The organism is Nocardioides sp. (genome assembly GCF_044226305.1).
Lineage (GTDB): Bacteria > Actinomycetota > Actinomycetes > Propionibacteriales > Nocardioidaceae > Nocardioides.
This window is the reverse complement of sequence record NZ_JBGAHF010000019.1, coordinates 43851-68408: the sequence shown is the minus strand read 5'-3', so window position 1 is coordinate 68408 and position 24558 is coordinate 43851. Positions and strand designations below refer to the sequence as shown.

Genomic DNA, 24558 nt, shown 5'->3' with positions numbered 1-24558 from the left:
CCCAGACGCGGACCCGCGCGGGATGGTTGCAATTCTCGCGTGATCCGCTTGGCTGGCCCCATGCACCAGGTCAAGGGGATCATCGCTCGCGCCCAGGGACAGCCCGTCGAGCTCGTCACCATCAACGTGCCGGACCCCGGTCCGGGGGAGGCGCTGGTGCAGGTGCAGGCCTGCGGGGTGTGCCACACCGACCTGCACTACCGCGAGGGCGGGATCAACGACGAGTTCCCGTTCCTCCTCGGCCACGAGGCCGCCGGGGTGGTCGAGGCCGTCGGGCCGGACGTCACCACGGTGGCGCCGGGCGACTTCGTGATCCTCAACTGGCGCGCGGTCTGCGGCGACTGCCGGGCCTGTCGGCGCGGCCAGCCGTGGTACTGCTTCGCCACCCACAACGCCACCCAGAAGATGACCCTGGCCGACGGACCGGACGCCGGCACGGAGCTGTCGCCGGCACTGGGCATCGGGGCGTTCGCCGAGAAGACGCTGGTCGCCGCCGGGCAGTGCACCAAGGTCGACGCGTCGGCCCGGGCGGCTGCCGTCGGCCTGCTCGGCTGCGGGGTGATGGCCGGCATCGGCGCCGCCATCAACACCGGTGCGGTCACCCGCGGCACCTCGGTGGCCGTGATCGGCTGCGGCGGGGTCGGGGTGGCCGCGGTCGCGGGCTCGGCGCTGGCCGGCGCGAGCCCGATCATCGCCGTCGACATCGACGCGAAGAAGCTGGAGGCGGCGAGGCGGATGGGCGCCACGCACACCGTGGACTCCAGCAGCACCGACCCGGTTGCCGCGATCCAGGAGCTCACCGGCGGCTTCGGCGCCGACGTCGTCATCGAGGCGGTCGGCCGCCCGGAGACGTGGAAGCAGGCGTTCTACGCCCGCGACCTGGCCGGCACGGTGGTCCTGGTCGGCGTGCCGACGCCCGACATGAAGGTCCCCGATCTCCCGCTGATCGACGTGTTCGGCCGGGGCGGGTCGCTGAAGTCCAGCTGGTACGGCGACTGCCTGCCGTCTCGCGACTTCCCGATGCTCGTCGACCTCTACCAGCAGGGTCGGCTCGACCTCGACGCGTTCGTGACCGAGGAGATCGGCATCGGCGACGTCGAGGCGGCGTTCGAGAAGATGCACCAGGGCGGGGTGCTCCGCTCGGTCGTGGTCCTCTGATGGCCGGTCCGGCACGGGTCGACCACGGTGTCACCAGCGGCACCTTCAGCCTCGACGGGCAGACCTTCGACGTCGACAACAACGTCTGGGTCGTCGGGGACGACGACGAGTGCGTGGTGATCGACGCCCCGCACGACGTGGACGGCATCCTCGCCGTGGTGGGCGACCGGCGGGTCAGGGCGATCGTCTGCACCCACGCCCACGACGACCACGTCCGGGTCGCGCCGCAGCTGCGGGAGCGGGTCAACGGCGGTCAGGGAGCGCCGATCATGCTGCACCCCGACGACCGGCCGCTGTGGGAGCTGACCTTCCCCCAGGACGAGCACGGGTACCTCTGGGACCTCGACCTGGCCGACGGCGTGCGCATCGACGTCGGCGGCACGACGCTCACGGTGCTGCACACCCCGGGCCACGCGCCGGGCGCGGTCTGCCTCCACGCCTCCGACCTCGGGTGCGTGTTCACCGGCGACACCCTCTTCCAGGGCGGGCCCGGCGCGACCGGCCGCTCCTTCTCCGACGCGGACCTGATCGTGGAGTCGATCCGGGCCCGGCTGTTCGCGCTGCCCGACGACACGGTGGTGCACACGGGCCACGGCGACGACACGACGATCGGCGCCGAGCGGGCCACGCTGGGCTGACGGCGCCGGGCCGATGTCCCGGCTGCGCCGGGCTCGTGTCCCGGTAGCACCGCGAAGGTCCCCCGATGTCAGGACCTTGCGCCTCTGGGCCGCGGTCCTCCGACTCTGCGGAACCACCGGGACCCGTTCATAGCGTGTGTCACGAAGCGGAGACAACGGAGTTCCCCGCCAGCACGAGGAGGCGCGTGATGCGCTCGGCATTCGACAAGTTCATCTCCTGGACGGGGCTCCTGATGGCCGTCGTCCTGCTCCTGGCCGGTGGCCTGCTGTGGTGGGCCCACACCTTCATCGGCGACCAGGTGAACGACCAGCTGACCATGCAGGGCATCACGATGCCCGAGGGCGACGCCCTCAGCGGTCTGCCCAAGGCTGACGCCGACGCCCTGAAGCCCTACGCCGGCAGCCAGCTCGACACCGGCCCCGAGGCCAAGGCGTTCGCCAACCACTACATCCTCGTCCACATGAACGAGGCCAGCGCGACGGACGCTGCCCCGGACGGCCGCACCTACGAAGAGGTCAGCGGCGAGTACATCACCATGACTCCCGAGCAGCAGGCGACCGAGGAAGGCCAGGCGCTGGCCGGTCTGCGGCAGACCCTGTTCATGGGCAACACCCTGCGCGGCCTGCTCCTCTACGGCTACGCGTTCGCGACCATCGGCACCATCGCCGGCATCGCCGCGATCGTCTCCTTCGTCGGAGCGGCCCTCCTCCTGGTCCTCTTCGGCCTGGGCATCTGGCACGGCCGCAAGGTCGAGAAGGAAGCGAAGGCTGCGGTTCCTGCCGCGGTCCCGCACGCCGTCTGAGCGAACCGGCACCACCAGCACCTCCGGCCCTCCGCGGGAGTCCTCGAGACTCCTGCGGGGGGCCGGCTCCACGTCCGGCTGCGGTCAGAAGGGCCGGACGAGGAGCGTGGTCCCGTGGCCGGCGACCCGGGTCAGCACGATGGTCGCGTCCTGCTCGCCGTGCAGGTCCAGGCGCTTGCGCAGCTGCTCGGGCACCACGTCCACCCCGCGCTTCTTGATCGTCAGCCGACCGACCCCGCGCTCGCGCAGTGCCGCGCGCAGCGCCTTCTCGCGGTACGGGAGCTCCTCGAGCACGGTGTAGCCGCGCGCGAAGGGGGTGCGGAAGGCCTGGTCGGACGTCACGTAGGCGATGTGCTCGTCCACCAGCCCGCCCTGGACCCCGGCGGCCACCGCGGTGACCAGCCCGGCCCGGATCACCGCGCCGTCCGGCTCGTAGAGGTAGCCGCCGACCGCGCGGACCTGCCCGCCCGCCTCGCCGGCTGCCGGGCCGTCCTCGTCGGTCAGGGTCGCCAGGCCGCCCTCGCCGATCACCGTCGCCCGGCGCTCCGTCGTCGCGAGCCGGCCAGACCAGAGCGCCGCCTCCTTGACCTCGCCGTGGTCGCTCACCCACTCCGCCTCGACGCCCGCGGGCACCAGCTCGTGCGGGATCCCGGGCGCGACCTTGACGCAGGAGTCGCGGGTCAGCAGCCCCTCGACGAAGGACCACGGCGGGGTCCAGTCGTCGACGTCGAAGGTGCGCCCCCGCGCCGACCGGCGGGCGGGGTCCGCGAAGGCGACGTCGAACGGCGTCGTGTCCAGCGTCGTGGCGTCGGCGACGCTCACGGCGCCGGGCAGGCCGAGCGCCGCGAGGTTGGCCTGGGCGACGGCGACCCGCACCGGGTCCAGGTCGACCCCGGCGCCGACCAGGCCGGCCCGCGCGGCCGCGATCAGGTCGCCGCCGATGCCGCAGCCGAGGTCGAGCACGGTGCGTGCCGACGAGGCGACCAGCCGGGCCGCACGGTGCTCGGCGACCCGCAGCCGGGTGGCCTGCTCGAGCCCGTCCGGCGTGAAGTACATGCGGTCCGCGAGGTCCCCGAACTTCGCCCGCCCGCGGACCCGCAGCGTCGCCTGGGTGAGGGCGGCCGCGGCGTGCTCGGCCGAGGCCGTCCGCCGGAGCCGCTCGACTGCGGCGAGCGAGTCGTCGCCCGCACCCTCGAGGTCCCGGGCCGCCACGGCGAGCAGCTCCTGGCCGTCGTCGGTCAGCAGCCAGCGGAACGCCTCGAGGTCCATCGCCGAATCCTCCCGCACCGGGGGGTCCCTGGCACTCAGCCGGTGAGAGTGCTAGTTTCTGATCTGGCACTCTCCTCGTGAGTGTGCCAAAGCTTGCGACACGGTGCGGCCCCCGCGACGGCGTACCCGAAACGCAGGCACCAGACGTGCACCACCCAACACACATACGAAGTGCCAGAAAGTGGAGGTTGATCAGAAGTGTCGGTCAACATCAAGCCTCTCGAGGACCGCATCGTCGTCAAGCCGCTCGACGCCGAGCAGACCACGGCCTCGGGCCTGGTCATCCCGGACACCGCCAAGGAGAAGCCCCAGGAGGGCGAGGTCCTGGCCATCGGTCCGGGCCGGATCGACGACAACGGCAACCGGGTCCCGCTCGACGTGAGCGTGGGCGACAAGGTCATCTACAGCAAGTACGGCGGCACCGAGGTCAAGTACGCCGGCGAGGAGTACCTCATCCTTTCCGCGCGCGACGTCTTGGCTGTCGTTTCCTGATTTCCTCCGGGTCGTGTGCCTGAAGACGTGCTCCGGCGCGCTCTCGGGCACACGACCCGGTTCAGTTTCGTGACGTAGGAGAGAAATGCCCAAGATCCTGGAGTTCGACGAGCACGCCCGACGCGCCCTCGAGCGCGGCGTCGACGCGCTCGCCAACACCGTCAAGGTGACGCTCGGCCCCAAGGGCCGCTACGTCGTCCTCGACAAGAAGTGGGGCGCCCCGACCATCACCAACGACGGTGTGACCGTCGCGCGTGAGATCGAGCTGGACGACCCGTTCGAGAACCTCGGTGCGCAGCTGTGCAAGGAGGTCGCGACCAAGACCAACGACGTCGCCGGTGACGGTACGACGACCGCGACCGTCCTGGCCCAGGCGATGGTCCACGAGGGCCTGCGCTCGGTCGCCGCCGGCGCCAACCCGATGGGCCTCAAGCGCGGCATGGACGCCGCGGCCGAGGCCGTCGGCGACGCGCTCAAGGAGGCTGCCCGCGAGGTCGAGTCGGTCGAGGACATGGCGTCGGTCGCCACGATCTCCAGCCGCGACAGCGTGATCGGCGACCTGCTCTCGCAGGCCTTCGACAAGGTCGGCAAGGACGGCGTCATCACCGTCGAGGAGTCCAGCTCGATGGGCACCGAGCTCGAGTTCACCGAGGGGATGCAGTTCGACAAGGGCTACATCTCGGCGTACTTCGTCAGCGACCCGGAGCGCATGGAGGCCGTCCTCGACGACCCGTACATCCTGCTGCACCAGGGCAAGATCTCGGCCGTCTCCGACCTGCTCCCGCTGCTGGAGAAGGTCATCGCCGCGGGCAAGCCGCTCTTCATCCTCGCCGAGGACGTCGAGGGCGAGGCGCTCTCGACGCTGGTCGTCAACAAGATCCGTGGCACCTTCAACGCCGTCGCGGTGAAGAGCCCGGCCTTCGGTGACCGCCGCAAGGCGATGATGCAGGACATCGCGACCCTGACCGGTGGTCAGGTCGTCGCTCCCGAGGTCGGTCTCAAGCTCGACCAGGTCGGCCTCGAGGTCCTCGGCCAGGCCCGTCGCGTCGTGGTCACCAAGGACAACACCACGATCGTGGACGGCGCCGGCGACTCCGCCGAGGTCGCGGGCCGGGTCAACCAGATCAAGGCCGAGATCGAGAGCACCGACTCCGACTGGGACCGCGAGAAGCTCCAGGAGCGCCTCGCGAAGCTCGCCGGCGGCGTGTGCGTGATCAAGGTCGGCGCCGCCACCGAGGTGGAGCTGAAGGAGAAGAAGCACCGCATCGAGGACGCCGTCTCCGCGACCCGCGCCGCGATCGAGGAGGGCATCGTCCCCGGCGGTGGCTCCGCGCTCGTGCACGCGGCCTCGGTCCTCTCCGACGACCTCGGCCTCACCGGCGACGAGGCCCTCGGGGTCCGGATCGTCCGCAAGTCGGTCGACGAGCCGCTGCGCTGGATCGCCGAGAACGGTGGCGAGAACGGCTACGTCGTGACCACCAAGGTCCGCGAGCTCGGTGCCGGCAACGGCTACAACGCCGCGACCGACGAGTACGGCGACCTGGTCGCCCAGGGCGTGCTCGACCCGGTCAAGGTGACCCGCTCCGCGCTGGTCAACGCCACCTCGATCGCGGCCATGCTGCTGACGACCGAGACGCTGATCGTGGAGAAGCCCGAGGAGGAGGAGCCCGCTCCCGCCGCCGGTCACGGCCACGGGCACGGTCACTGACCTCCCGCACCACCCACCACACCCCCGCGGGCCCCGCCGGTTCCGGCGGGGCCCTCGTGCGTCGGGCGGGTCGGGCGGCTCGGGCGGCTCGGGCGGCTCAGTTTCACCAGGGGATGCAGGCGAACCCGCACTTCCCACGGTGGGCACGGCGAGGGAAGTGCCGGTTCACCACGGGACCATGGTGAACCTGCGAGCAGCGGTCCGGCGGCACCGTCACCTCCGCGAAACACGACGGACCTCGTCCGGCAACCTCCCCGGCGCACGCTGGCGCCATGTTGTGGAGAGTGCGCACGACCCTGCCCGACCGCCCGGGGGCGCTCGCCTCGCTGGCCGCGAGCTGCGGGTCCGCCGGGGTCAACATCCTCGGCCTCCAGATCTTCCCGGGCGTCGAGTCGGTGACCGACGAGCTGGTCCTGCGCACCCCGGACGAGTGGGGCGAGCCCGAGATCGCCGAGCTCCTCGGCAGGTCCGGCGGCCACTCGGTGAGCGCGGCGCCGTGCACCGAGGCCGCGCTCATGGACCAGCCGACCCGCTACGTGCAGGCGGCGCGGTCGATCCTGGCCCAGCCGATGTCCTTCCCCGAGGTCGTGGCGCGGCTGTTCGACGCCGAGTCCGACCCCGTCGGCCCGGCCGGATCGGTCCCGGAGCAGGACCTGATGGACATGGTCGTGGGTGACGTGCAGGTCCAGGTCCGCCGGACGGCGCCGTTCACCGCGACCGAGCACGCCCGGGGCTCGGCGCTGGCCGACCTGGTCTCGGACGTCCTCGAGCGGAGCCGCGGCATCGTCGCGGGGGGCAACGGCCGGCGGGTCGGCGAGGGAGCGAGCCCCGACTACGACGTCGACGGCCAGACGGTCACGGCGGTGGTCGACGAGGTCGCGGTCGGCGTGGCCGAGGTGCGCCCCGAGAGCCTGGCAGACGGCGTCCGCGAGGTGGTGCTGCGGGTCGACCCCGGGTGGCAGCGGCGCGGCATCGGCACCCGGCTGCTCGTCGACGCGGCGCGGCTCGCGAGCGGGCTCGGCGCGGCCGAGATCGTGCTGACCACCCGGTCGGACAACCAGGCGGTGCTGCCGATGGTGATGGCGGCCGGACTGCGGGGCCGGATCCGGATGGCGTCGGACACCCTCACCGTCCGGATCCCGGTGCGCGACCTCAAGCCGCTGCGCGCGTGAGCCACCGGTAGGATGCGGGAGTGGAGGTTCCCGAGAAGTTCGCCACCCTGGGCCTGACCTACGACGACGTCCTCCTGCTGCCGGGTCACTCCGACCTCGCGCCGACGGACATCGACATGACGACGCGGCTGACCCGCGAGATCCGTCTCAACGTGCCGCTGGTCAGCGCCGCGATGGACACCGTGACCGAGTCCCGGATGGCGATCGCGATGGCGCGCCAGGGCGGCCTCGGGGTGCTGCACCGCAACCTGTCGATCGAGGACCAGGCCTACCAGGTCGACCTCGTGAAGCGGACCCAGACCGGCATCATCTCCAACCCGGTCACCATCGGCCCCGACGCGACGCTCGAGCAGCTCGACCAGCTCGCGGGGGAGTACCGCATCTCCGGCTTCCCGGTCGTCGACACCGACCACCGGCTGCTCGGCATGATCACCAACCGCGACCTGCGCTTCACCCCGGTCGCGGAGTGGGCGACCACCAAGGTCGACGAGGTGATGACGCCGATGCCGCTCATCACCGGCCCCTCCGACATCAGCCGCGAGGACGCGACCGTCCTGCTGCGCCGGCACAAGCGCGAGCGGCTCCCGCTCGTCGACGCCCAGGGCCACCTCACCGGCCTGATCACCGTCAAGGACTTCGTCAAGGGCGAGCAGTTCCCCAACGCGTCGTACGACGACGCCGGCCGGCTCCTCGTGGGTGCGGCGATCGGCTACTTCGGTGACGCCTGGCAGCGCGCCGGCACCCTCATCGAGACCGGGGTCGACGTGCTGGTCGCCGACACCGCCCACGGCGACGTCCGGATGCTCCTCGACATGGTCCAGCGGCTCAAGACCGACCCGGCGACCCGCCACGTCCAGGTCGTCGGCGGCAACGTCGCCACCCGGGACGGCGCACAGGCGTTCGTCGAGGCCGGTGCCGACGCGGTCAAGGTGGGGGTCGGACCCGGCTCGATCTGCACCACCCGGGTCGTGACCGGGGTCGGCGTGCCCCAGGTGACCGCGGTCTACGAGGCGGCGCTGGCCTGCCGGGCCGCCGGCGTCCCGGTCATCGCCGACGGCGGCCTCAAGCACTCCGGCGAGATCGCGAAGGCGATCGTCGCCGGGGCCGACACCGTCATGGTCGGCTCGCTGCTCGCCGGCTGCGAGGAGTCGCCCGGCGACCTGGTCTTCGTCAACGGCAAGCAGTTCAAGTCCTACCGCGGCATGGGCTCGCTCGGGGCGATGTCGAGCCGGGGGAAGAAGTCCTACTCCAAGGACCGCTACTTCCAGGCCGAGGTCGAGAGCGACGACAAGATCGTCCCCGAGGGCATCGAGGGCCAAGTCGCCTACCGCGGCCCGCTCTCCGCGGTCGCCCACCAGCTCATCGGCGGCCTCAACCAGTCCATGTTCTACGTCGGCGCCCGCACGATCCCCGAGCTGCAGGAGAAGGGCCGGTTCGTCCGGATCACCCAGGCCTCGCTCCAGGAGAGCCACCCGCACGGCGTGCAGATGACCGTGGAGGCACCCAACTACTCCGGTCGGTGACGCTCGCTAGGCTGCTCCGGTGACGGACATCGAGATCGGCCGGGCCAAGCGTGCGCGTCGCGCCTACTCCTTCGACGACATCGCGATCGTGCCCTCGCGGCGCACCCGCGACCCGGAGGAGATCAGCACCGCCTGGCAGATCGACGCCTACCGCTTCGACATCCCGGTGCTCGCGGCGCCGATGGACTCGGTGATGTCACCGACGACCGCGATCGCCCTGGGCCGGTTCGGGGGGCTCGGGGTGCTCAACCTCGAAGGCCTCTGGACCCGTTACGAGGACCCGGACCCGCTGCTGGAGGAGGTGGCCGGCCTCCACGGCGACGACGCCACCCGGCGGCTCCAGGAGATCTACTGCGAGCCGGTGCGGGCCGAGCTCATCAGCGAGCGGCTCCGTGAGATCCGGGAGTCCGGGGTGACCGTCGCCGCCTCGCTGTCGCCGCAGCGGACCAAGGAGTTCGCCAAGACCGTGGTGGACGCCGGCGTCGACATGTTCGTGATCCGCGGGACGACGGTCTCGGCCGAGCACGTCTCGTCGCAGGCCGAGCCGCTCAACCTCAAGGAGTTCATCTACGAGCTCGACGTGCCGGTCATCGTCGGCGGCTGCGCGACCCACCAGGCCGCGCTGCACCTGATGCGCACCGGTGCGGCCGGCGTGCTCGTCGGCTTCGGCGGGGGAGCGGCCCACACGACCCGGACCGTGCTCGGTGTCGCCGTCCCGATGGCGTCGGCGGTCGCCGACGTCGCGGCCGCCCGGCGTGACTACCTCGACGAGTCCGGGGGCCGCTACGTCCACGTGATCGCGGACGGCTCGATCGGCAAGTCCGGGGACGTCGCCAAGGCGATCGCCTGCGGCGCCGACGCCGTCATGGTCGGCTCGCCGTTCGCCCGCGCGACCGACGCACCGGGCCGCGGCCTGCACTGGGGCTCCGAGGCGCACCACCGGGAGCTGCCGCGCGGCGAGCGGGTCCGCTTCGAGACCGTGGGCACGATCGAGGAGATCCTGTTCGGCCCCTCGCGGGTCGCCGACGGCACCATGAACCTGATCGGGGCGCTGCGCCGGTCGATGGCGACCACCGGCTACACCGAGCTCAAGGAGTTCCAGCGGGTCGAGGTCGTCATCGGGTGACGAGCGGCTCCTCCACCAACCCGGCGTTGTGCCCGAGCAGGTTCACGTCCTGCCGGATCGAGGCCAGCCCGGCGCCGGTGGCCGGCCGGATCCGGATCGGGTCACCCGGCGTGTAGTGGTTCCACTGGGTGGGGACGTAGGCCGGCCGGACCACCCGGAAGCCGCCGTCCGGCTGCTCCGCGAGCTCGAAGTCGATGGTGATGCCCTCGTAGGTGTCGGCCATCGTCGCCTCGTTCTGGGCGACCTGGTTGCCCATGCCGTAGACGACCCACTTGCCGTTGACCTTGGTGATCGGCTGGACGACGTGCGCGTGCTCGCCGAGCACCAGGTCGATGTCCGGCGAGGCGGTGAGCTGCTCGGCGAGCGCGACCTGGCTGGCGTCGGGCGTGTGGACGTACTCGGTGCCCCAGTGCACGTGCGCGATCACCACGTCGGCGCCCGCCTCGCGGGCCGCGTGGGCCTGGGCGATCAGGTTGTCGGCGTCCCACATCGACACCGCGAACGCCTCGTCCGCGGGCGGGACGAAGCCGTTGAGGCCCCAGGTGCCGGCCACGATCCCGACCGTGACGCCGGACTCGGTCGTGAGGATCACCGGCTTCCTGCGCTCCTGGGGCGTGCGGAAGGTGCCGACGTGGGCGACACCCTGGGCGTCGAGGAGGTCCGCGGTCGTCACGACGCCGTCGAACCCCTGGTCCCAGCTGTGGTTGGATGCCGTCGTGCACGCGTCCCAGCCCATGCTGGCGATCCACGGGCCGATCGAGCGCGGGGCCGCGAAGACCGGGTAGGACTCCGGCTCCTGCCCGGGTGCGGCGAACGGGACCTCGGAGTGGCAGATCGCCAGGTCGGCGCCCTCGATGGTCGGCTTCAGCGCCGCGAACATCGGGTCCCAGTCGTAGGCGTCCCCCGACCCGGTGCGGCGCGCGTCCTCCGCGGCGCTGAACCAGACCGTGTTGTGCCAGAGCAGGTCGCCGCCCATGACGATCGACACGGTCCTGGCCGGCGCCGGCTCCTCGCTGGTCGGTGCGGACCCCGCCGTGGTGGGGGTGCCGGAGGACGCCGGTGCGGGGCCGCCGGGCGGCAGCCGCTCCGCGCCGGGCGCCTCGCTCGAGCCGCACCCGGCGACGAGGGCGACCAGCAGCACCGCCGGTGCCCACGCGTTCCCTCTCACCCGGACATTCAACCGTGCCGGGGGTCCGCGGATCCTCGCATCCCCCGGATCCGGTGTGCACCGGTGCGACAGACTGTCGTCATGGTCGTGTCCAGTGTGCTCAGCCCGCAGGCGCGCGACGACGCCCTGACCGCGATGCAGGGCCCCCCGGGCCGTGCCGACCTCGACGTGCTCGTCGTGGGCGGCGGCATCGTCGGCGTCGGGACCGCGCTCGACGCCGTCAGCCGGGGCCTCAGCACCGGCCTGGTCGAGCAGCGCGACCTCGCCAGCGGGACCTCCAGCCGCAGCAGCAAGCTCGTCCACGGTGGCCTGCGCTACCTCGAGATGATGGACTTCGCCCTGGTCCGCGAGGCGCTCCAGGAGCGCGGGCTGCTGCTCACCCGCCTCGCGCCACACCTGGTGCGGCCGGTGCCGTTCCTCTACCCACTGACCCACCGCGTCTGGGAGCGTGCCTACATCGGTGCCGGCCTCAGCATGTACGACGGCATGGCGATGCTCGGCAAGTACGACATGGGGCTGCCGCACCACCAGCACCTCACCCTGCGTGGCGTCCAGCGGATCGCCCCCGACTTCGACCCGGCCTCGCTCACGGGTGCGATCAAGTACTGGGACTGCCAGGTCGACGACGCCCGGCTGGTGCTCACCATCGCCCGCACCGCCGCCGCCCACGGCGCACACGTGGCCACGCGCGTGCGGGTGACCGGGTTCCTCCGCGAGGGCGACCGCGTCGTCGGCGTCCGCGCCCGGGACCTGGAGCAGGACCGTGACCTCGAGATCCGGGCCAGGGTCGTGGTCAACGCGGCCGGCGTGTGGACCGACGAGATCCAGGACCTCGCGGGCGGACACGGTGCGCTGCGCGTGCAGGCGTCGAAGGGCATCCACCTGGTCGTGCCGCGCGACCGGATCCGCTCCGAGGCGGGCTTCATCATGCGCACCGAGAAGTCGGTGCTCTTCGTCATCCCGTGGGAGCGGCACTGGATCATCGGCACCACCGACACGCCGTGGGACCTGGACAAGGCGCACCCGGCCGCGTCGCGGGCCGACATCGACTACCTCCTCGGCCACGTCAACGCCATCCTGCGCGAGCCGCTCGACCACGAGGACGTCGAGGGCGTGTACGCCGGGCTCCGGCCACTGCTCTCCGGGGAGTCCGAGCCGACCTCGCGGATCTCGCGCGAGCACACCGTCGTGATGCCGGTGCCCGGGCTGGTCATGATCGCCGGCGGCAAGCTGACGACGTACCGCGTGATGGGGCGCGACGCCGTGGACGCCGCCGCCGACACGCTCCGCTCCACCTACCACCTCGCCGTGCGGGACTCGATCACCGACCGGGTGCCGCTGCTCGGCGCCGCGGGCTGGGAGACCCGCCGCAACCAGCGGGTGCTGCTGGCCCGGCGCTCCGGCCTCGACGTCGCGCGCATCGACCACCTCCTCGGCCGGTACGGCGACCAGCTCGACGACCTGCTCGCGCTGATGGAGTCGCGGCCGACCCTGGCCGAGCCGGTCGAGGGCGCCGAGGACCACCTCGGGGCCGAGATCGTCTACGCGGTCACCCACGAGGGGGCGCGGCACCTCGACGACGTGCTGACCCGCCGGACCCGGATCTCGATCGAGACCTTCGACCGCGGTGTCTCCGCCGCGCCGGGCGTCGCGGCCCTGATGGCCGAGCAGCTCGGCTGGGACGCCGCGCGGACGGCCGACGAGGTCGACCACTACCTGCGCCGGGTCGAGGCCGAGCGCCAGTCGCAGCTGATGCTCACCGACCAGGAGGCCGACGAGGCCCGGGTGACGGTGCGCGACATCGTGTGAGGCGGCCGGCTCAGCCGGGTTCGGGCAGGCGCCGCGCGGGGTCGTTGAGGGGGAGCCGGTCGGCGAGCGCGTCGGCGGCGGCCGCCTCGTCGTCGCGGCCGAGCCGACGCAGCAGCACCGCCCGCGTGGCGTGCCACCACGGGTACGCCGCCAGGCCGTCGATCGCGTCCACCGCGGCGAGCCCGGCGGCGGCGCCGTCCCGCTCGGCGAGCGCGGCCGCCCGGTTGAGCCGGACCACCGGTCCGGGGTCGATCCGCAGGAGCACGTCGTACCAGGACACGACCGCCGCCCAGTCGGTCCGGTCGTAGGAGGGGGCGAGCGCGTGGCAGGCGGCGATCGCCGCCTGGACGACGTAGCGGTCCGGCCGGTCGGGGGTCCTGCGGAGGCCTTCACCCACGAGCCGGACGCCCTCGTCGATCTCGTCGGCGTCCCAGCGGGTGCGGTCCTGGTCGGCGAGCAGCACGGCGCGGCCGTCGGGGCCGACGCGGGTCGCCCGCCGGGAGTCCTGGAGCAGCATCAGCGCCAGCAGGCCGACCGCCCCGGCGTCGTCGGGCTGGAGGCGGACCAGCAGCCGGGCCAGGCGGACGGCCTGGTCGACCAGGTCGTCGCGGACCAGGTCCGGACCGTCGGTCGCGGCGTAGCCCTCGTTGAAGAGCAGGTAGGTGGTGGCCAGGACCGCTGCCCACCGCTCGGGGAGCTCGTGGTCGGGCGGCACGCGGTAGGGGATGCGGGCGAGCTTGATCTTCTGTCGGGCCCGGGTCAGCCGTTTGGCCATCGATGCCTCGCTGACCAGGAGGGCGCGGGCGACCTCCGCGGTGGTGAGCCCGCAAAGGGTGCGCAGCGACAGGGCGACCTGGGTGGTGGGCGCGAGGCTGGGGTGGCAGCACGTGAAGACCAGGCGCAGCAGGTCGTCCTGGACCACGGACCCGGTGACGGGCTCGTCGTCGGGACCGAGGAGCATCGCGGCTGCCTCCTTGGGCTGGCGACCCGCCTCGCGGCGGATCAGGTCGATGGCGCGCCGGCGGGCGGTCAGGCGCAGCCAGGCGACCGGGTTCTCCGGGACGCCGTCGCGGGCCCAGGTCTCCAGTGCCCGCAGCGACGCGTCCTGCACGGCGTCCTCGGCGAGCGCGAGGTCCCCGGTGTAGCGCACCAGGGTGGCGAGGACGTCGCGCCCCGACTCGCGCACCAGCGCGGCCAGGACGCGACGCGCCTCGTCCCCGTCCGACGGTTGCTGCGAGGTCACCCCCCGAAGTCGATGACGGGCCGGACCTCGACGGCGCCGTCCCAGGAGCCCGGGATGGTGGCCGCCCAGGCGATCGCCTCGTCGAGGTCGGCGCACTCGAGGAGGTAGAACCCGGTCAGCGCCTCCTTGGTCTCGGCGTAGGGCCCGTCGGTAGTCGAGACCTCGCCCCCCTTGGCCGTGGTGCGGACCGTCGTGGCGGTCGGCGTCGGGTAGAGGGCCGCCCCGCCCCGGATGACGGCGGCCGCCGCCGCACCGAACTCGTTGTACTCCTGCATGGCGCCGGCGTGCTCGGGCCGGGTCCAGTCGACGTCACGGCTGTAGATGATGGCTGCGTACTGCGGCATGGTGATCTCCTCGTGCGGGCCGGCCCGGTGCCGGCTCTCACTGTAGAGACGAACGGGTCCCGGCCCGCAGGACATCGCCGGCAAGGATTTCCTGCGGACCGCACCCCCGTTGACAACTAGAACACGTTCCAATGATGCTGAGACCGACGTCACAGCACCAGGAGGGAACGTGACCCAGGCGCCCCCACCGGCCGACATGAAGATGCAGCGCTCCAGCAGGGACGCCAGCACCCTGCCCGACCGGCTGGCCGCGTGGCTGGCGACCGTGCTCCCCGAGGGTCCCGACCCGGTCGTGACGCTGCACAGCGGCGTGGACTCCAACGGCATGTCGTCGGAGACGCTCATCCTCGACGCGGAGTGGACCGAGGACGGCGAGCGGCGCCGCGGTGAGTACGTCGCGCGGGTCGCACCGGCCGCCCACGACCTCCCGGTCTTCCCCGACTACGCCCTCCAGGACCAGTACGACGCCATGCGGCTGGTCGGCGAGCTGACCGACGTCCCGGTCCCGACCGTGCGCTGGATGGAGCCGACCGGCGAGGTGCTGGGGACGCCGTTCTTCCTCATGGACCGGGTCGACGGCGTGGTCCCGCAGGACGTGCTGCCCTACAACTTCGGCGACAACTGGCTGCACGACGCCAGCCCGGAGGACCAGCGTCGGCTCCAGGACCACAGCGTCGCGGTGCTGGCACGGCTGCACGCCATCCCCGACGCCGCGACGACCTTCGCGTTCCTCGAGCCGCCGCACGAGGGTGCGACCCTGCTCGAGCGCAACCTCGCCCGCACCCGCGCCTGGTACGACTTCGCGGTCCCCGACATCGGCCGGTCGCCGACCGTCGAGCGGGCCCTGGCCTGGCTCGAGGCCAACGTCCCCGAGACCGACGAGGCGGTGCTGGCCTGGGGCGACTCGCGCATCGGCAACATGATGTACCGCGACTTCGAGCCCGTGGCGGTGCTCGACTGGGAGATGGCGGCGATCGGGCCGCGCGAGCTCGACGTGTCCTGGATCGTGTTCGCCCACCAGGTGTTCGAGGCGATCACCGGGATGCTGGAGCTGCCGGGCATGCCGCACTTCCTGCGCGAGGAGGACGTCGTCGCCGAGTACGAGCGCGTCGCCGGCACCGAGCTCGGCGACCTGCGCTGGTACCACGTCTACAACGGCGTGCAGTGGGCGATCGTCTTCATGCGCACCGGGGCCCGGCAGATCCACTTCGGCGAGATCGAGGCGCCCGAGGACCTCGAGTCGCTCTTCCACCACAAGCCGCTGCTCGACCGGCTCCTCGAGGAAGTGGGGGCGTAGTGCCCGGCATCATCCCGCTCGACGAGTTCCCGCTGCACCAGGCGCCGCTGCCCCTGGCCTACGCCAACAGCAGCGACCGGAACTTCTACGACCGCTGGTACTTCAACGCCCACGACCGCACCGGCGACATCATGCTCATCACCGGCATGGGCTACTACCCGAACCTCGGCACCAAGGACGCGTTCGTCCTCGTGGCCCGCAACGGGCAGCAGACCGCGGTCCACCTCTCCGACCTCATGGACCAGGACCGGCTCCACCCGCACGTGGGCCGCTACCGGGTCGAGGTCCCGGACCCGCTCCACCAGGTCCGCGTGGTCCTCGAGGAGACCGACGGCCTGGCCCTCGACCTGACCTGGGAGGGCACCTGCCCGGTGGTCCAGGAGCAGCCGCACGTGCTGCGCTCGGGCAGCCGGGTCACCCTCGACGCCCAGCGGTTCGCCCAGCTCGGGAGCTGGAGCGGCACGATCGCGATCGACGGCGAGGAGATCGCGGTCGACCCGGCGACCTGGCTGGGCAGCCGCGACCGCTCCTGGGGCATCCGCCCGGTCGGCGAGGCGGAGCCCCCGGGTGCGCCGGCGGACCCGCCGTTCGAGGGCATGTGGTGGCTCTACGTGCCGGTGCAGTTCGAGGAGTACGCCGTCGTCGTGATCATCCAGGAGAGCCCGGACGGGTTCCGGACCCTCAACGACTGCACGCGCGTGTGGAAGGACGGCCGACTCGAGCAGCTCGGCTGGCCGGTCGTCGACGTCCACTACGCCTCCGGCACCCGCACCCCGACCGGGGCGACGATCCGCTGCGCGACCCCCGAGGGCAAGCCGCTCGTCATGGAGGTCGAGTCGCGGCTCGCCGTACCCCTCCACGTCGGCGGCGGCTACGGCGGCGACCCCGACTGGATCCACGGCACCTGGAAGGGCGAGGACTTCGCCGAGCGGGTCACCTACGACATGGCCGACGACGCCGTCCGGGGCCGCTTCATGTTCGGGTGCGTCGACCACGTCGGCCGCGCCCTGATCGACGGCCAGGAGGGGTTCGGCCTCTTCGAGCACTTCTGCATCGGCCGGCACGACCCGTCCGGCTTCACCGACTTCTTCACCCTCGCACCGTGACCACAGGAGACCAGGCATGACGCTCGACCGCACCGCGTTCTTCATCGACGGCGACTGGGCCGCCCCCGCCGGCGGGGACACCATCGAGGTCGTCTCGCCCCACACCGAGGAGGTGATCGCGACCGTCCCGGAGGGCAGCACCGCCGACGTCGACGCCGCGGTCGCCGCCGCCCGTCGCGCCTTCGACCAGGGCCCGTGGCCCCGGATGTCGCCGGAGGAGCGGATCGAGGTCGTCCAGAACTTCTCGAACCTCTACGCCGGCCGGCTCGGCGAGATGGCCGAGCTGATCTCGGCCGAGATGGGCGCGCCGCTGTCCTTCTCGAACCTCGCCCAGGCGCCCGCGCCGTGGATGCAGATCGAGGCGTTCCTGGGCATCGCTCGCGCCTTCCCGTGGGAGGAGACCCGCACCGGCGTGCTCGGCACCGACGTCGTCGTGCGCCGTGAGCCGGTCGGCGTCGTGGCCGCGATCCCGCCGTGGAACGTCCCCCAGTTCACGATCATGTCGAAGCTGGTGCCGGCGCTGCTCTCGGGCTGCACGATCGTCGTCAAGCCGGCTCCCGAGACCCCGCTCGACCCTTACCTGATGGCCGAGCTGCTGGTCGAGGCCGGCGTGCCGAACGGCGTCGTCAACATCGTCACGGCCGGCCGCGAGGTGGGAGCGCACCTGGTGGCCCACGCGGGCGTCGACAAGGTCGCGTTCACCGGCTCGACCGCCGCCGGCCGCAAGATCGCCGCGGTCTGCGGCGAGCAGCTCAAGCGGGTCTCGCTCGAGCTCGGCGGCAAGTCCGCTGCGATCGTCCTCGACGACGCCGACCTCGCCGCGACGATGGAGGGGCTGAAGTTCGCCTCGCTGATGAACTCCGGTCAGGCGTGCGTCGCCCAGACCCGCATCCTGGCGTCCCGCAGCAACTACGACACCGTCGTCGACGCGCTCGCCGAGACCGTGGCGGGCATGCAGGTCGGTGACCCGATGGACCCGGCCACCGAGATCGGCCCCATGGTCGCCCAGCGGCAGCAGGAGCGGGTCGAGAAGTACATCGCGCTCGGCCAGGAGGAGGGCGCCCGGGTCGTCGTCGGCGGCAACGGCCGCCCCGACGGTCTGGACAACGGCTGGTACGTCCGCCCGACCGTCTTCGCCGACGTCGACAACCGGATGCGGATCGCGCAGGAGGAGATCTTCGGCCCGGTGCTGTCGGTGATCCCCTACGACGACGTCGACGACGCGGTCCGGATCGCCAACGACTCCGAGTACGGCCTGGCCGGGACGGTCTGGACCGGTGACGTGGACGCCGGGCTGGACGTGGCCCGCCGGGTCCGCACCGGGACCTACGGCGTCAACACCTACACGATGGACTTCGCCGCGCCGTTCGGCGGCTACAAGTCCTCCGGGATCGGCCGCGAGTTCGGGCCCGAGGGCCTCGCGCACTACACCGAGCTGAAGTCGATCTACAAGCCCTGAGGGGGACGCGAGGGGCGGGGCTCAGGACCCGTAGACCAGGTGGCTGAGTGCGGCCACCTGGCGGTAGGGGTCGATCCCGCTGACCGCCTGCTCGGCGGCGACCCGCTCGGCGAGGTCGTCGCCGGGCGGCGCGTCGCCCGGCAGGTGGTCGCTGAAGACCCGCACGCCCCACCACGCCGTGCGTCGCAGGCCCAGCGGTCCGCACACCTCGTCCAGCCCTGCGGGCGTGTGCGCCCGGGCGGTGATCCCGAGGCGGTTGGTGTAGCCGGTCGCGGCGAGCGCCGGCGCCACGTCCGCCCAGGCGCCGAGCAGGCCGGGTCGCATCGCGAGCGCCAGCCCGTTGCGCACCAGCAGGCTGAGCCGCCCGCCCGCGGCGAGGGCGCCCGCCAGCGCCTCGAGCATCGGGCGGTCATCGTCGAGGTACATCAGCACGCCGTGGCAGAGCACCAGGTCGAAGGAGCCGAGCCCGGCCGCGGCCTCACCGGGTCCCTCGACCAGGTGCACCCGCCGGCGTACGTCGTCGGGCTCGGTCGCGAGCGCCGACCGGAACCGGTCGAGCAGCACCGGTGAGAGGTCGACGCCGGTCACCTCGTGACCGAGGCGGGCGAGCCGGAGCGCCTGGGTGCCCTGGCCGCAGCCGACGTCGAGGACCCGGCCCGCCGCGGGCAGCCCGGCGAGCACCTCGTCGAGCTGGGCGGCGACCTGCGCCTGGCGCACCGCGTCCCGCGCCCGGCCGAGCTGGTCGACCCACTGGTCGACGCCCGCCGCGAACCGGTCCTCCGCCACGACGACCCTCCTTGACATCCATTGCCGTTGTGTAAAACATCACGGAAACCTACTGGAAGGTAGTACGCGAGACGCGGGTCACATACCCTCGGTCCATGAGCGCCCAGAACCCTGCCGCCGGCGGCCCGACCGTCGACGGACCGCACGACCCCGAGCACGACCCGCGCGCGTCGTACGCCCTCGAGCCGGACTACACCGCGGCCCTCACGGCCCGCGTGCTGTCCACCTCGGGCCGCAGCGCCGAGGTCCGGTCGCCGATGGACGACGCCCCGCTGGCCCACATCCCGCAGTCGACCGACGAGGACGTCGCCGAGGCGTTCGCCCGCGCCCGGCGGGCGCAGGTGGCCTGGTCGCGCACCTCGCTGGACCACCGCTCCACGCTGCTGCTGCGGCTGCACGACCTGATCCTCGACCGCCAGGACGAGATCATCGACCTGATCCAGCTCGAGTCCGGCAAGGCGCGCAAGCACGCCTTCGACGAGCCGCTGCACGTGGCGCTCACGGCCCGTTACTACGCCCGGACCGCGCACCAGCACCTCGACACCCGCCGCAAGATCGGGGTGGTGCCGGGCCTGACCCGGGTCGAGGTCAACCGGATCCCCAAGGGCGTCGTCGGCATCATCTCGCCGTGGAACTACCCGTTCACGATGGCGCTGTGCGACGGCCTCCCGGCGCTGCTGGCCGGCAACGCGGTGGTCGCCAAGCCGGACCACCAGACGATGCTCTCGGCGCTGCTCGCCGTGGAGCTGCTCGAGCAGGCCGGCTTCCCGAAGGACCTGTGGCAGGTCGTCGCCGGCCCGGGCACCCACATCGGCCCGGAGATGATCGAGCGCGCCGACTACATCTGCTTCACCGGCTCGACCGCCACCGGCCGGATCATCGCGAAGGGCTGCGCCGACCGGCTGATCGGCTGCTCGCTCGAGCTCGGCGGCAAGAACCCGCTGCTCGTGCTGCGCGACGCGGACCTCGAGCGGGCCGCCGAGGGCGCGGTGCGCGCGTCGTTCTCGAACTCCGGCCAGCTGTGCGTCTCGATGGAGCGGCTCTTCGTCGCCGACCAGGTCTACGACCGGTTCGTCGAGCGCTTCGTCGCGCGCACCCAGGCACTGACCCTCGGGGCCACCCTGGAGTGGGGCAACGACATGGGCCCGCTGATCTCCCAGCAGCAGCTCGACACCGTCACCGCCCACGTGGACGACGCGGTCGCCAAGGGCGCCCGGGTGCTGACCGGCGGCAAGGCGCGGCCCGACCTGGCGCCGTACTTCTACGAGCCCACGATCCTCGAGAACGTCAGCCCCGACATGACCTGCTTCGGCAACGAGACGTTCGGCCCGGTCGTGTCGCTCTACCGGTTCCACGACGAGGCCGACGCGATCGCGCGCGCCAACGACGGCCAGTACGGCCTGAACGCCTCCATCTACAGCCGCGACGGCGACCGCGCCCGCGCGATCGCGCGGATGATCAAGTGCGGCACCGTCAACATCAACGAGGCGTTCGCGGCCACCTTCGCGAGCCTGGACGCCCCGATGGGCGGGATGCGCGAGTCCGGGATGGGCCGCCGCCAGGGCGGCGAGGGCATCCTGCGCTACACCGAGACGCAGTCCGTCGCGACGCAGCGGCTGCTCCGCTTCGCCCCGCAGTTCGGGATGTCGGACGAGGCCTACGCCAAGGTGATGACCTCCAACCTCCGCCTGATGAAGAAGCTGGGACGCCCATGACCGTGACCGACACCTCCGGCTTCGACTACGACGTCCTCGTCGTCGGCTCGGGCTTCGGCGGCTCGGTCACCGCCCTGCGCCTCACGGAGAAGGGCTACCGCGTCGGGGTGATCGAGGCGGGCGCCCGGTTCAGCGACGACGACTTCCCCGAGACGTCCTTCGAGGCGACGCGCTACCTCTTCCGCCCGGAGATCGGCTGCTACGGCATCCAGCGCATCGACGCGCTCCGCGACTGCCTGATCGTCTCCGGCGCCGGGGTCGGCGGCGGGTCGCTCGTCTACGCGAACACCCTCTACGAGCCGCTGCCGGCCTTCTACGAGGACCCGCAGTGGAGCCACATCACCGACTGGCGCGAGGAGCTCGCTCCCTACTACGACCAGGCCAAGCGGATGCTCGGCGTGGTCGAGAACCCGCTGCGCACCCCCTCGGACGAGGTGATGGAGAAGGTCGCCGTCGAGATGGGCGTCGGCGACACCTTCCACCCCACCCCGGTCGGTGTCTTCTTCGGCGGCCCGGGTGCCGGCATGGGCCAGACCGTCGACGACCCGTTCTTCGGCGGCGCCGGCCCCGCCCGGCGTACCTGCACCGCGTGCGGCTCCTGCATGACCGGCTGCCGGCACAACGCGAAGAACACGCTGGTCAAGAACTACCTCTACCTCGCCGAGCAGAACGGCGCCACGGTGCTGCCGCTGACCACGGTGACCCGGGTGCGACCGCGGGACGGCGGCGGCTACGAGGTGCACGTGCGCTACACCAAGGCGAAGATCAAGCGCCGGATCGCCCGTCGGGTGCTGACCGCCGAGCAGGTGGTCTTCTCGGCGTCCGCGCTCGGCACCCAGCGGCTGCTGCACCGGATGCGCGACGAGGGGCACCTGCCCGACATCTCCGACCGGCTGGGTCACCTGGCGCGGACGAACTCGGAGTCGATCGGCGGCGTGGTCGCGCCGGACATCTCGACCGACTACAGCCAGGGCATCGCGATCACCTCGAGCTTCCACCCCGACCCCTCGACCCACATCGAGCCGGTCCGCTACGGACCGGGCAGCAACCTGATGGGGCTGCTGCAGTCGGTGCTGACCGACGGTGACGGCGACGAGCCGCGCTGGCGCACCTGGCTGAAGGAGATGTGGCGGCAGCGGCGGAACGTGGCCGACCTCTACGACATGAAGCACTGGTCCGAGCGCACCGTCATCGCGCTGGTGATGCAGAGCCTCGACAACTCGATCACGACCTACACCAAGCGGATCCCGGGCACCCGCAAGCGCTACGTCACCTCCAAGCAGGGCCACGGGGAGCCCAACCCGACCTGGATCCCGGCCGGCAACGAGGCGATCCGCCTGATGGCGAAGACCATGGGCGGGTTCCCGGGCGGCGCGATCGGCGACGCCTTCAACAAGCCGCTCACCGCGCACTTCATCGGTGGCTGCGCGATCGGGGAGTCCCCGGAGACCGGCGTCATCGACGCCTACCAGCGCGTCTACGGCTACCCCGGGCTGCACATCGCCGACGGGTCGGCGGTCACCGCGAACCTCGGCGTGAACCCCTCGCTCACGATCACCGCGCAGGCGGAGCGGGCGATGTCGTTCTGGCCCAACAAGGGCGAGCCCGACCCGCGGCCCGCACCCGGCTCGGCGTACCGCCGGATCGACCCGGTGGCGCCCCGCGCGCCGGTCGTCCCCGACTCGGCACCGGGTGCGCTGCGGCTGCCGATCGTGGGCGTCAGCTGAGCCGGTCGGAGACCGTCGAGAAAAACTCTCGGAGACCGTGACCGAACCCGTAACCGCCGTCTGCACCTCTCGTTGAGCCAGCGGACCCGGTCAACACGCTCCCTCCCACCGCCGGGTCCCCTGTCCAGGCTCTGTCCAGCAGATGCGTGGACGGTCAGGGCCCGGCCATCCCTCCCTCCCCGGCCGGGCCCTGATGCGTGTTCGGGGTCGCCCGTCTCCTGGCGCACCTGACGTTCCTGCTGTCTTCCGGGCAGGAACGCGACACGGATGTCAGGTACGGCGGCCGCCTCGCTAGGCTCGGCGCATGACGCAGCCTGCCGAGCACGATCTGGTCCTGGTGGTCGACTTCGGTGCTCAGTACGCCCAGCTGATCGCCCGCCGCGTCCGCGAGGCGCGGGTCTACTCCGAGATCGTGCCGCACACGATGCCGGTGGCCGAGATGCTGGCCCGCAACCCGAAGGCGATCATCCTCTCCGGCGGCCCGTCGTCGGTGTACGACGAGGGCGCACCCAGCATCGACCCGGCGATGTTCACGTCCGGCACCCCGGTGTTCGGCATGTGCTACGGCTTCCAGCTGATGGCCCGCGGCCTCGGCGGCGAGGTCGCGCACACCGGGTCGAGCGAGTACGGCCGCACCGCCCTCGAGGTCACCGCGCCCGGCACGCTGCTCGCCGACATCCCCGCCCGGCACACGGTCTGGATGTCCCACGGTGACTCGGTGACCGCGGCACCGGAGGGCTTCACCGTGCTGGCATCGACGGCCAAGACACCGGTGGCGGCGTTCGAGGACGTCGGCCGGCAGCTGGCCGGCGTGCAGTGGCACCCCGAGGTGCTGCACACCGAGCACGGCCAGAAGGTGCTCGAGCACTTCCTCGTCCAGATCGCGGGCTGCCGGCAGACCTGGACCATGGTCAACATCGTCGAGGAGCAGATCGAGTCGATCCGCGCCCAGATCGGCGACCGCGGCCAGGCGATCTGCGGGCTCTCCGGGGGCGTCGACTCCGCCGTGGCGGCGGCGATCGTCCAGCGTGCGATCGGCGACCGGCTCACCTGCGTGTACGTCGACCACGGGTTGATGCGGCAGGGCGAGACCGAGCAGGTCGAGCGTGACTTCGTGGCGGCCACCGGCGTCGACCTCAAGGTCGTCGACGCCGAGAAGCAGTTCCTCGACGCGCTGGCCGGGGTCTCGGACCCGGAGGAGAAGCGCAAGATCATCGGCCGGGAGTTCATCCGGGTCTTCGAGGCCGCGGAGGCCGACATCCTGGCCCCGAAGATCGAGCAGAGCGCGGTCGCCGGCGAGGACGGCGGCAAGGTCGCCTTCCTGGTCCAGGGGACCCTCTACCCGGACGTGGTCGAGTCCGGCGGGGGAGCGGGCACCTCCAACATCAAGTCCCACCACAACGTCGGCGGGCTCCCCGACGACCTCGAGTTCGAGCTGGTCGAGCCGCTGCGCACCCTGTTCAAGGACGAGGTCCGGCTGGTCGGCGAGCAGCTCGGGCTGCCGGCCGAGATCGTCTGGCGCCAGCCGTTCCCCGGCCCGGGACTCGGCATCCGGATCATCGGCGAGGTCACCCGCGAGCGCCTCGACATCCTGCGCGAGGCCGACGCGATCGCCCGCGAGGAGCTGACCCGCGCCGGCCTGGACCGCGACATCTGGCAGTTCCCCGTCGTGCTGCTGGCCGACGTCCGCAGCGTCGGCGTCCAGGGCGACCACCGTACCTACGGCCACCCGGTCGTGCTGCGACCGGTCACCTCCGAGGACGCGATGACCGCCGACTGGGCGCGGCTGCCCTACGACGTCCTCGAGCAGATCTCGACGCGGATCACCAACGAGGTCCGGGAGGTCAACCGGGTCACGGTCGACATCACCTCCAAGCCGCCGGGCACGATCGAGTGGGAGTGACCCGGGTCACACCGCAGATCTGTGAAAGGCGGGACATCACCCCCTGGGGTGAATAGAGTCTGCATCGAAGAACCGCTGGTGACCCGAGACGCCGGCGGTTCTTCGCTTTCCC

General features: G+C 72.0%; 20 protein-coding genes. 15 read left to right on the top strand and 5 right to left on the bottom strand.

All coding sequences use genetic code 11. The features are described from left to right. Positions 1-60 precede the first annotated feature (60 nt). The 3 genes from ACILQ5_RS17595 (at position 61) to ACILQ5_RS17585 (ending at position 2599) form a co-directional block, all read left to right on the top strand. Positions 61-1158 (top strand): S-(hydroxymethyl)mycothiol dehydrogenase, encoded by a 1098-nt coding sequence (locus tag ACILQ5_RS17595; RefSeq protein WP_395659329.1) that lies wholly within the window; start codon positions 61-63, stop codon positions 1156-1158. Next, a complete protein-coding gene (locus ACILQ5_RS17590; RefSeq protein WP_395659328.1) occupies positions 1158-1796 on the top strand; it encodes an MBL fold metallo-hydrolase in 639 nt (212 codons plus the stop codon). Before ACILQ5_RS17595 ends, ACILQ5_RS17590 begins: the two co-directional genes overlap by 1 nt. A gap of 188 nt (positions 1797-1984) precedes the next feature. Further along, complete coding sequence (locus tag ACILQ5_RS17585; RefSeq protein WP_395659327.1) at positions 1985-2599, top strand: hypothetical protein; 615 nt, start codon at positions 1985-1987, stop codon at positions 2597-2599. An 84-nt stretch (positions 2600-2683) separates the two neighbouring features. On the opposite strand, the gene ACILQ5_RS17580 is transcribed toward ACILQ5_RS17585, so the two are convergent. After that, the gene (locus ACILQ5_RS17580) at positions 2684-3868 is read right to left on the bottom strand and encodes a THUMP-like domain-containing protein (protein WP_395659326.1); all 1185 of its coding nucleotides are present in this window, start codon (positions 3866-3868) and stop codon (positions 2684-2686) included. Positions 3869-4066: 198 nt separating this feature from the next. Between ACILQ5_RS17580 and groES the strand changes: the two genes are divergently transcribed. From groES to ACILQ5_RS17555, 5 genes are all read left to right on the top strand, one after another. Continuing rightward, positions 4067-4360 carry a co-chaperone GroES gene (groES, locus tag ACILQ5_RS17575; RefSeq protein WP_183592203.1) on the top strand — a complete coding sequence of 98 codons (294 nt, stop codon included), beginning with the start codon at positions 4067-4069 and terminating at the stop codon, positions 4358-4360. An 85-nt stretch (positions 4361-4445) separates the two neighbouring features. Next, positions 4446-6068: a chaperonin GroEL gene (gene groL / locus ACILQ5_RS17570; RefSeq protein WP_395659325.1), complete on the top strand. Its 1623-nt coding sequence runs from the start codon at positions 4446-4448 to the stop codon at positions 6066-6068. A 284-nt stretch (positions 6069-6352) separates the two neighbouring features. Further along, positions 6353-7240: a GNAT family N-acetyltransferase gene (locus ACILQ5_RS17565; protein ID WP_395659324.1), complete on the top strand. Its 888-nt coding sequence runs from the start codon at positions 6353-6355 to the stop codon at positions 7238-7240. A gap of 20 nt (positions 7241-7260) precedes the next feature. Continuing rightward, positions 7261-8763, top strand: a complete 1503-nt coding sequence (gene guaB, locus ACILQ5_RS17560; protein WP_395659323.1) for an IMP dehydrogenase — start codon at positions 7261-7263, stop codon at positions 8761-8763. Positions 8764-8782: 19 nt separating this feature from the next. Continuing rightward, positions 8783-9889, top strand: coding sequence for a GuaB3 family IMP dehydrogenase-related protein (locus ACILQ5_RS17555; RefSeq protein WP_395659322.1), 1107 nt, complete (start codon positions 8783-8785; stop codon positions 9887-9889). Here the strand turns inward: ACILQ5_RS17555 and ACILQ5_RS17550 are convergent. Further along, positions 9879-11057 carry a CapA family protein gene (locus ACILQ5_RS17550; protein ID WP_395659321.1) on the bottom strand — a complete coding sequence of 393 codons (1179 nt, stop codon included), beginning with the start codon at positions 11055-11057 and terminating at the stop codon, positions 9879-9881. The two genes, ACILQ5_RS17555 and ACILQ5_RS17550, sit on opposite strands and share 11 nt — an antisense overlap. 81 nt (positions 11058-11138) lie before the next feature. On the opposite strand from ACILQ5_RS17550, the gene ACILQ5_RS17545 reads away from it, so the two are divergent. Continuing rightward, the gene (locus tag ACILQ5_RS17545; RefSeq protein ID WP_395659320.1) at positions 11139-12866 is read left to right on the top strand and encodes a glycerol-3-phosphate dehydrogenase/oxidase; all 1728 of its coding nucleotides are present in this window, start codon (positions 11139-11141) and stop codon (positions 12864-12866) included. Between the two features lie 10 nt (positions 12867-12876). Here the strand turns inward: ACILQ5_RS17545 and ACILQ5_RS17540 are convergent, their stop codons facing one another. Next, positions 12877-14109, bottom strand: coding sequence for an RNA polymerase sigma factor (locus tag ACILQ5_RS17540; protein WP_395659319.1), 1233 nt, complete (start codon positions 14107-14109; stop codon positions 12877-12879). After that, the gene (locus tag ACILQ5_RS17535; protein ID WP_395659318.1) at positions 14106-14453 is read right to left on the bottom strand and encodes a YciI family protein; all 348 of its coding nucleotides are present in this window, start codon (positions 14451-14453) and stop codon (positions 14106-14108) included. The genes ACILQ5_RS17540 and ACILQ5_RS17535 overlap by 4 nt, the downstream gene beginning before the upstream one ends. Positions 14454-14622: 169 nt before the next feature. Between ACILQ5_RS17535 and ACILQ5_RS17530 the strand changes: the two genes are divergently transcribed. Genes ACILQ5_RS17530 through ACILQ5_RS17520 form a run of 3 tightly spaced genes read left to right on the top strand, consistent with a single transcriptional unit; the run spans position 14623 to position 18315 of the window. Beyond that, positions 14623-15750 (top strand): phosphotransferase family protein, encoded by a 1128-nt coding sequence (locus tag ACILQ5_RS17530; RefSeq protein WP_395659317.1) that lies wholly within the window; start codon positions 14623-14625, stop codon positions 15748-15750. After that, positions 15750-16856 carry a hypothetical protein gene (locus ACILQ5_RS17525; protein ID WP_395659316.1) on the top strand — a complete coding sequence of 369 codons (1107 nt, stop codon included), beginning with the start codon at positions 15750-15752 and terminating at the stop codon, positions 16854-16856. The genes ACILQ5_RS17530 and ACILQ5_RS17525 overlap by 1 nt, the downstream gene beginning before the upstream one ends. Before the next feature lie 16 nt (positions 16857-16872). Then, complete coding sequence (locus ACILQ5_RS17520; protein WP_395659315.1) at positions 16873-18315, top strand: aldehyde dehydrogenase; 1443 nt, start codon at positions 16873-16875, stop codon at positions 18313-18315. 21 nt (positions 18316-18336) lie between these two features. Here ACILQ5_RS17520 and ACILQ5_RS17515 read toward each other — a convergent pair whose 3' ends face one another. Further along, complete coding sequence (locus ACILQ5_RS17515) at positions 18337-19101, bottom strand: methyltransferase (RefSeq protein WP_395659314.1); 765 nt, start codon at positions 19099-19101, stop codon at positions 18337-18339. Positions 19102-19196: 95 nt separating this feature from the next. Here ACILQ5_RS17515 and ACILQ5_RS17510 point away from each other — a divergent pair, with 95 nt between their 5' ends. The 3 genes from ACILQ5_RS17510 to guaA all read left to right on the top strand — a co-directional run bounded on the left by ACILQ5_RS17510 (position 19197) and on the right by guaA (position 24446). Continuing rightward, positions 19197-20816 (top strand): succinic semialdehyde dehydrogenase, encoded by a 1620-nt coding sequence (locus tag ACILQ5_RS17510; protein WP_395659313.1) that lies wholly within the window; start codon positions 19197-19199, stop codon positions 20814-20816. Continuing rightward, the gene (locus tag ACILQ5_RS17505; RefSeq protein ID WP_395659312.1) at positions 20813-22543 is read left to right on the top strand and encodes a GMC family oxidoreductase N-terminal domain-containing protein; all 1731 of its coding nucleotides are present in this window, start codon (positions 20813-20815) and stop codon (positions 22541-22543) included. Before ACILQ5_RS17510 ends, ACILQ5_RS17505 begins: the two co-directional genes overlap by 4 nt. Before the next feature lie 304 nt (positions 22544-22847). Continuing rightward, positions 22848-24446 (top strand): glutamine-hydrolyzing GMP synthase, encoded by a 1599-nt coding sequence (guaA, locus tag ACILQ5_RS17500; protein WP_395659311.1) that lies wholly within the window; start codon positions 22848-22850, stop codon positions 24444-24446. Positions 24447-24558 lie beyond the last annotated feature (112 nt).

Bases quoted from the DNA above. Each gene is read 5' to 3' on its own strand.
- ACILQ5_RS17595 (WP_395659329.1), top strand. From the start codon at position 61: ATGCACCAGGTCAAGGGGATCATCGCTCGCGCCCAGGGACAGCCCGTC.
- ACILQ5_RS17590 (WP_395659328.1), top strand. From the start codon at position 1,158: ATGGCCGGTCCGGCACGGGTCGACCACGGTGTCACCAGCGGCACCTTC.
- ACILQ5_RS17585 (WP_395659327.1), top strand. From the start codon at position 1,985: ATGCGCTCGGCATTCGACAAGTTCATCTCCTGGACGGGGCTCCTGATG.
- ACILQ5_RS17580 (WP_395659326.1), bottom strand. From the start codon at position 3,868: ATGGACCTCGAGGCGTTCCGCTGGCTGCTGACCGACGACGGCCAGGAG.
- groL (WP_395659325.1), top strand. From the start codon at position 4,446: ATGCCCAAGATCCTGGAGTTCGACGAGCACGCCCGACGCGCCCTCGAG.
- ACILQ5_RS17545 (WP_395659320.1), top strand. From the start codon at position 11,139: ATGGTCGTGTCCAGTGTGCTCAGCCCGCAGGCGCGCGACGACGCCCTG.
- ACILQ5_RS17535 (WP_395659318.1), bottom strand. From the start codon at position 14,453: ATGCCGCAGTACGCAGCCATCATCTACAGCCGTGACGTCGACTGGACC.
- ACILQ5_RS17520 (WP_395659315.1), top strand. From the start codon at position 16,873: ATGACGCTCGACCGCACCGCGTTCTTCATCGACGGCGACTGGGCCGCC.
- ACILQ5_RS17510 (WP_395659313.1), top strand. From the start codon at position 19,197: ATGAGCGCCCAGAACCCTGCCGCCGGCGGCCCGACCGTCGACGGACCG.
- ACILQ5_RS17505 (WP_395659312.1), top strand. From the start codon at position 20,813: ATGACCGTGACCGACACCTCCGGCTTCGACTACGACGTCCTCGTCGTC.
- guaA (WP_395659311.1), top strand. From the start codon at position 22,848: ATGACGCAGCCTGCCGAGCACGATCTGGTCCTGGTGGTCGACTTCGGT.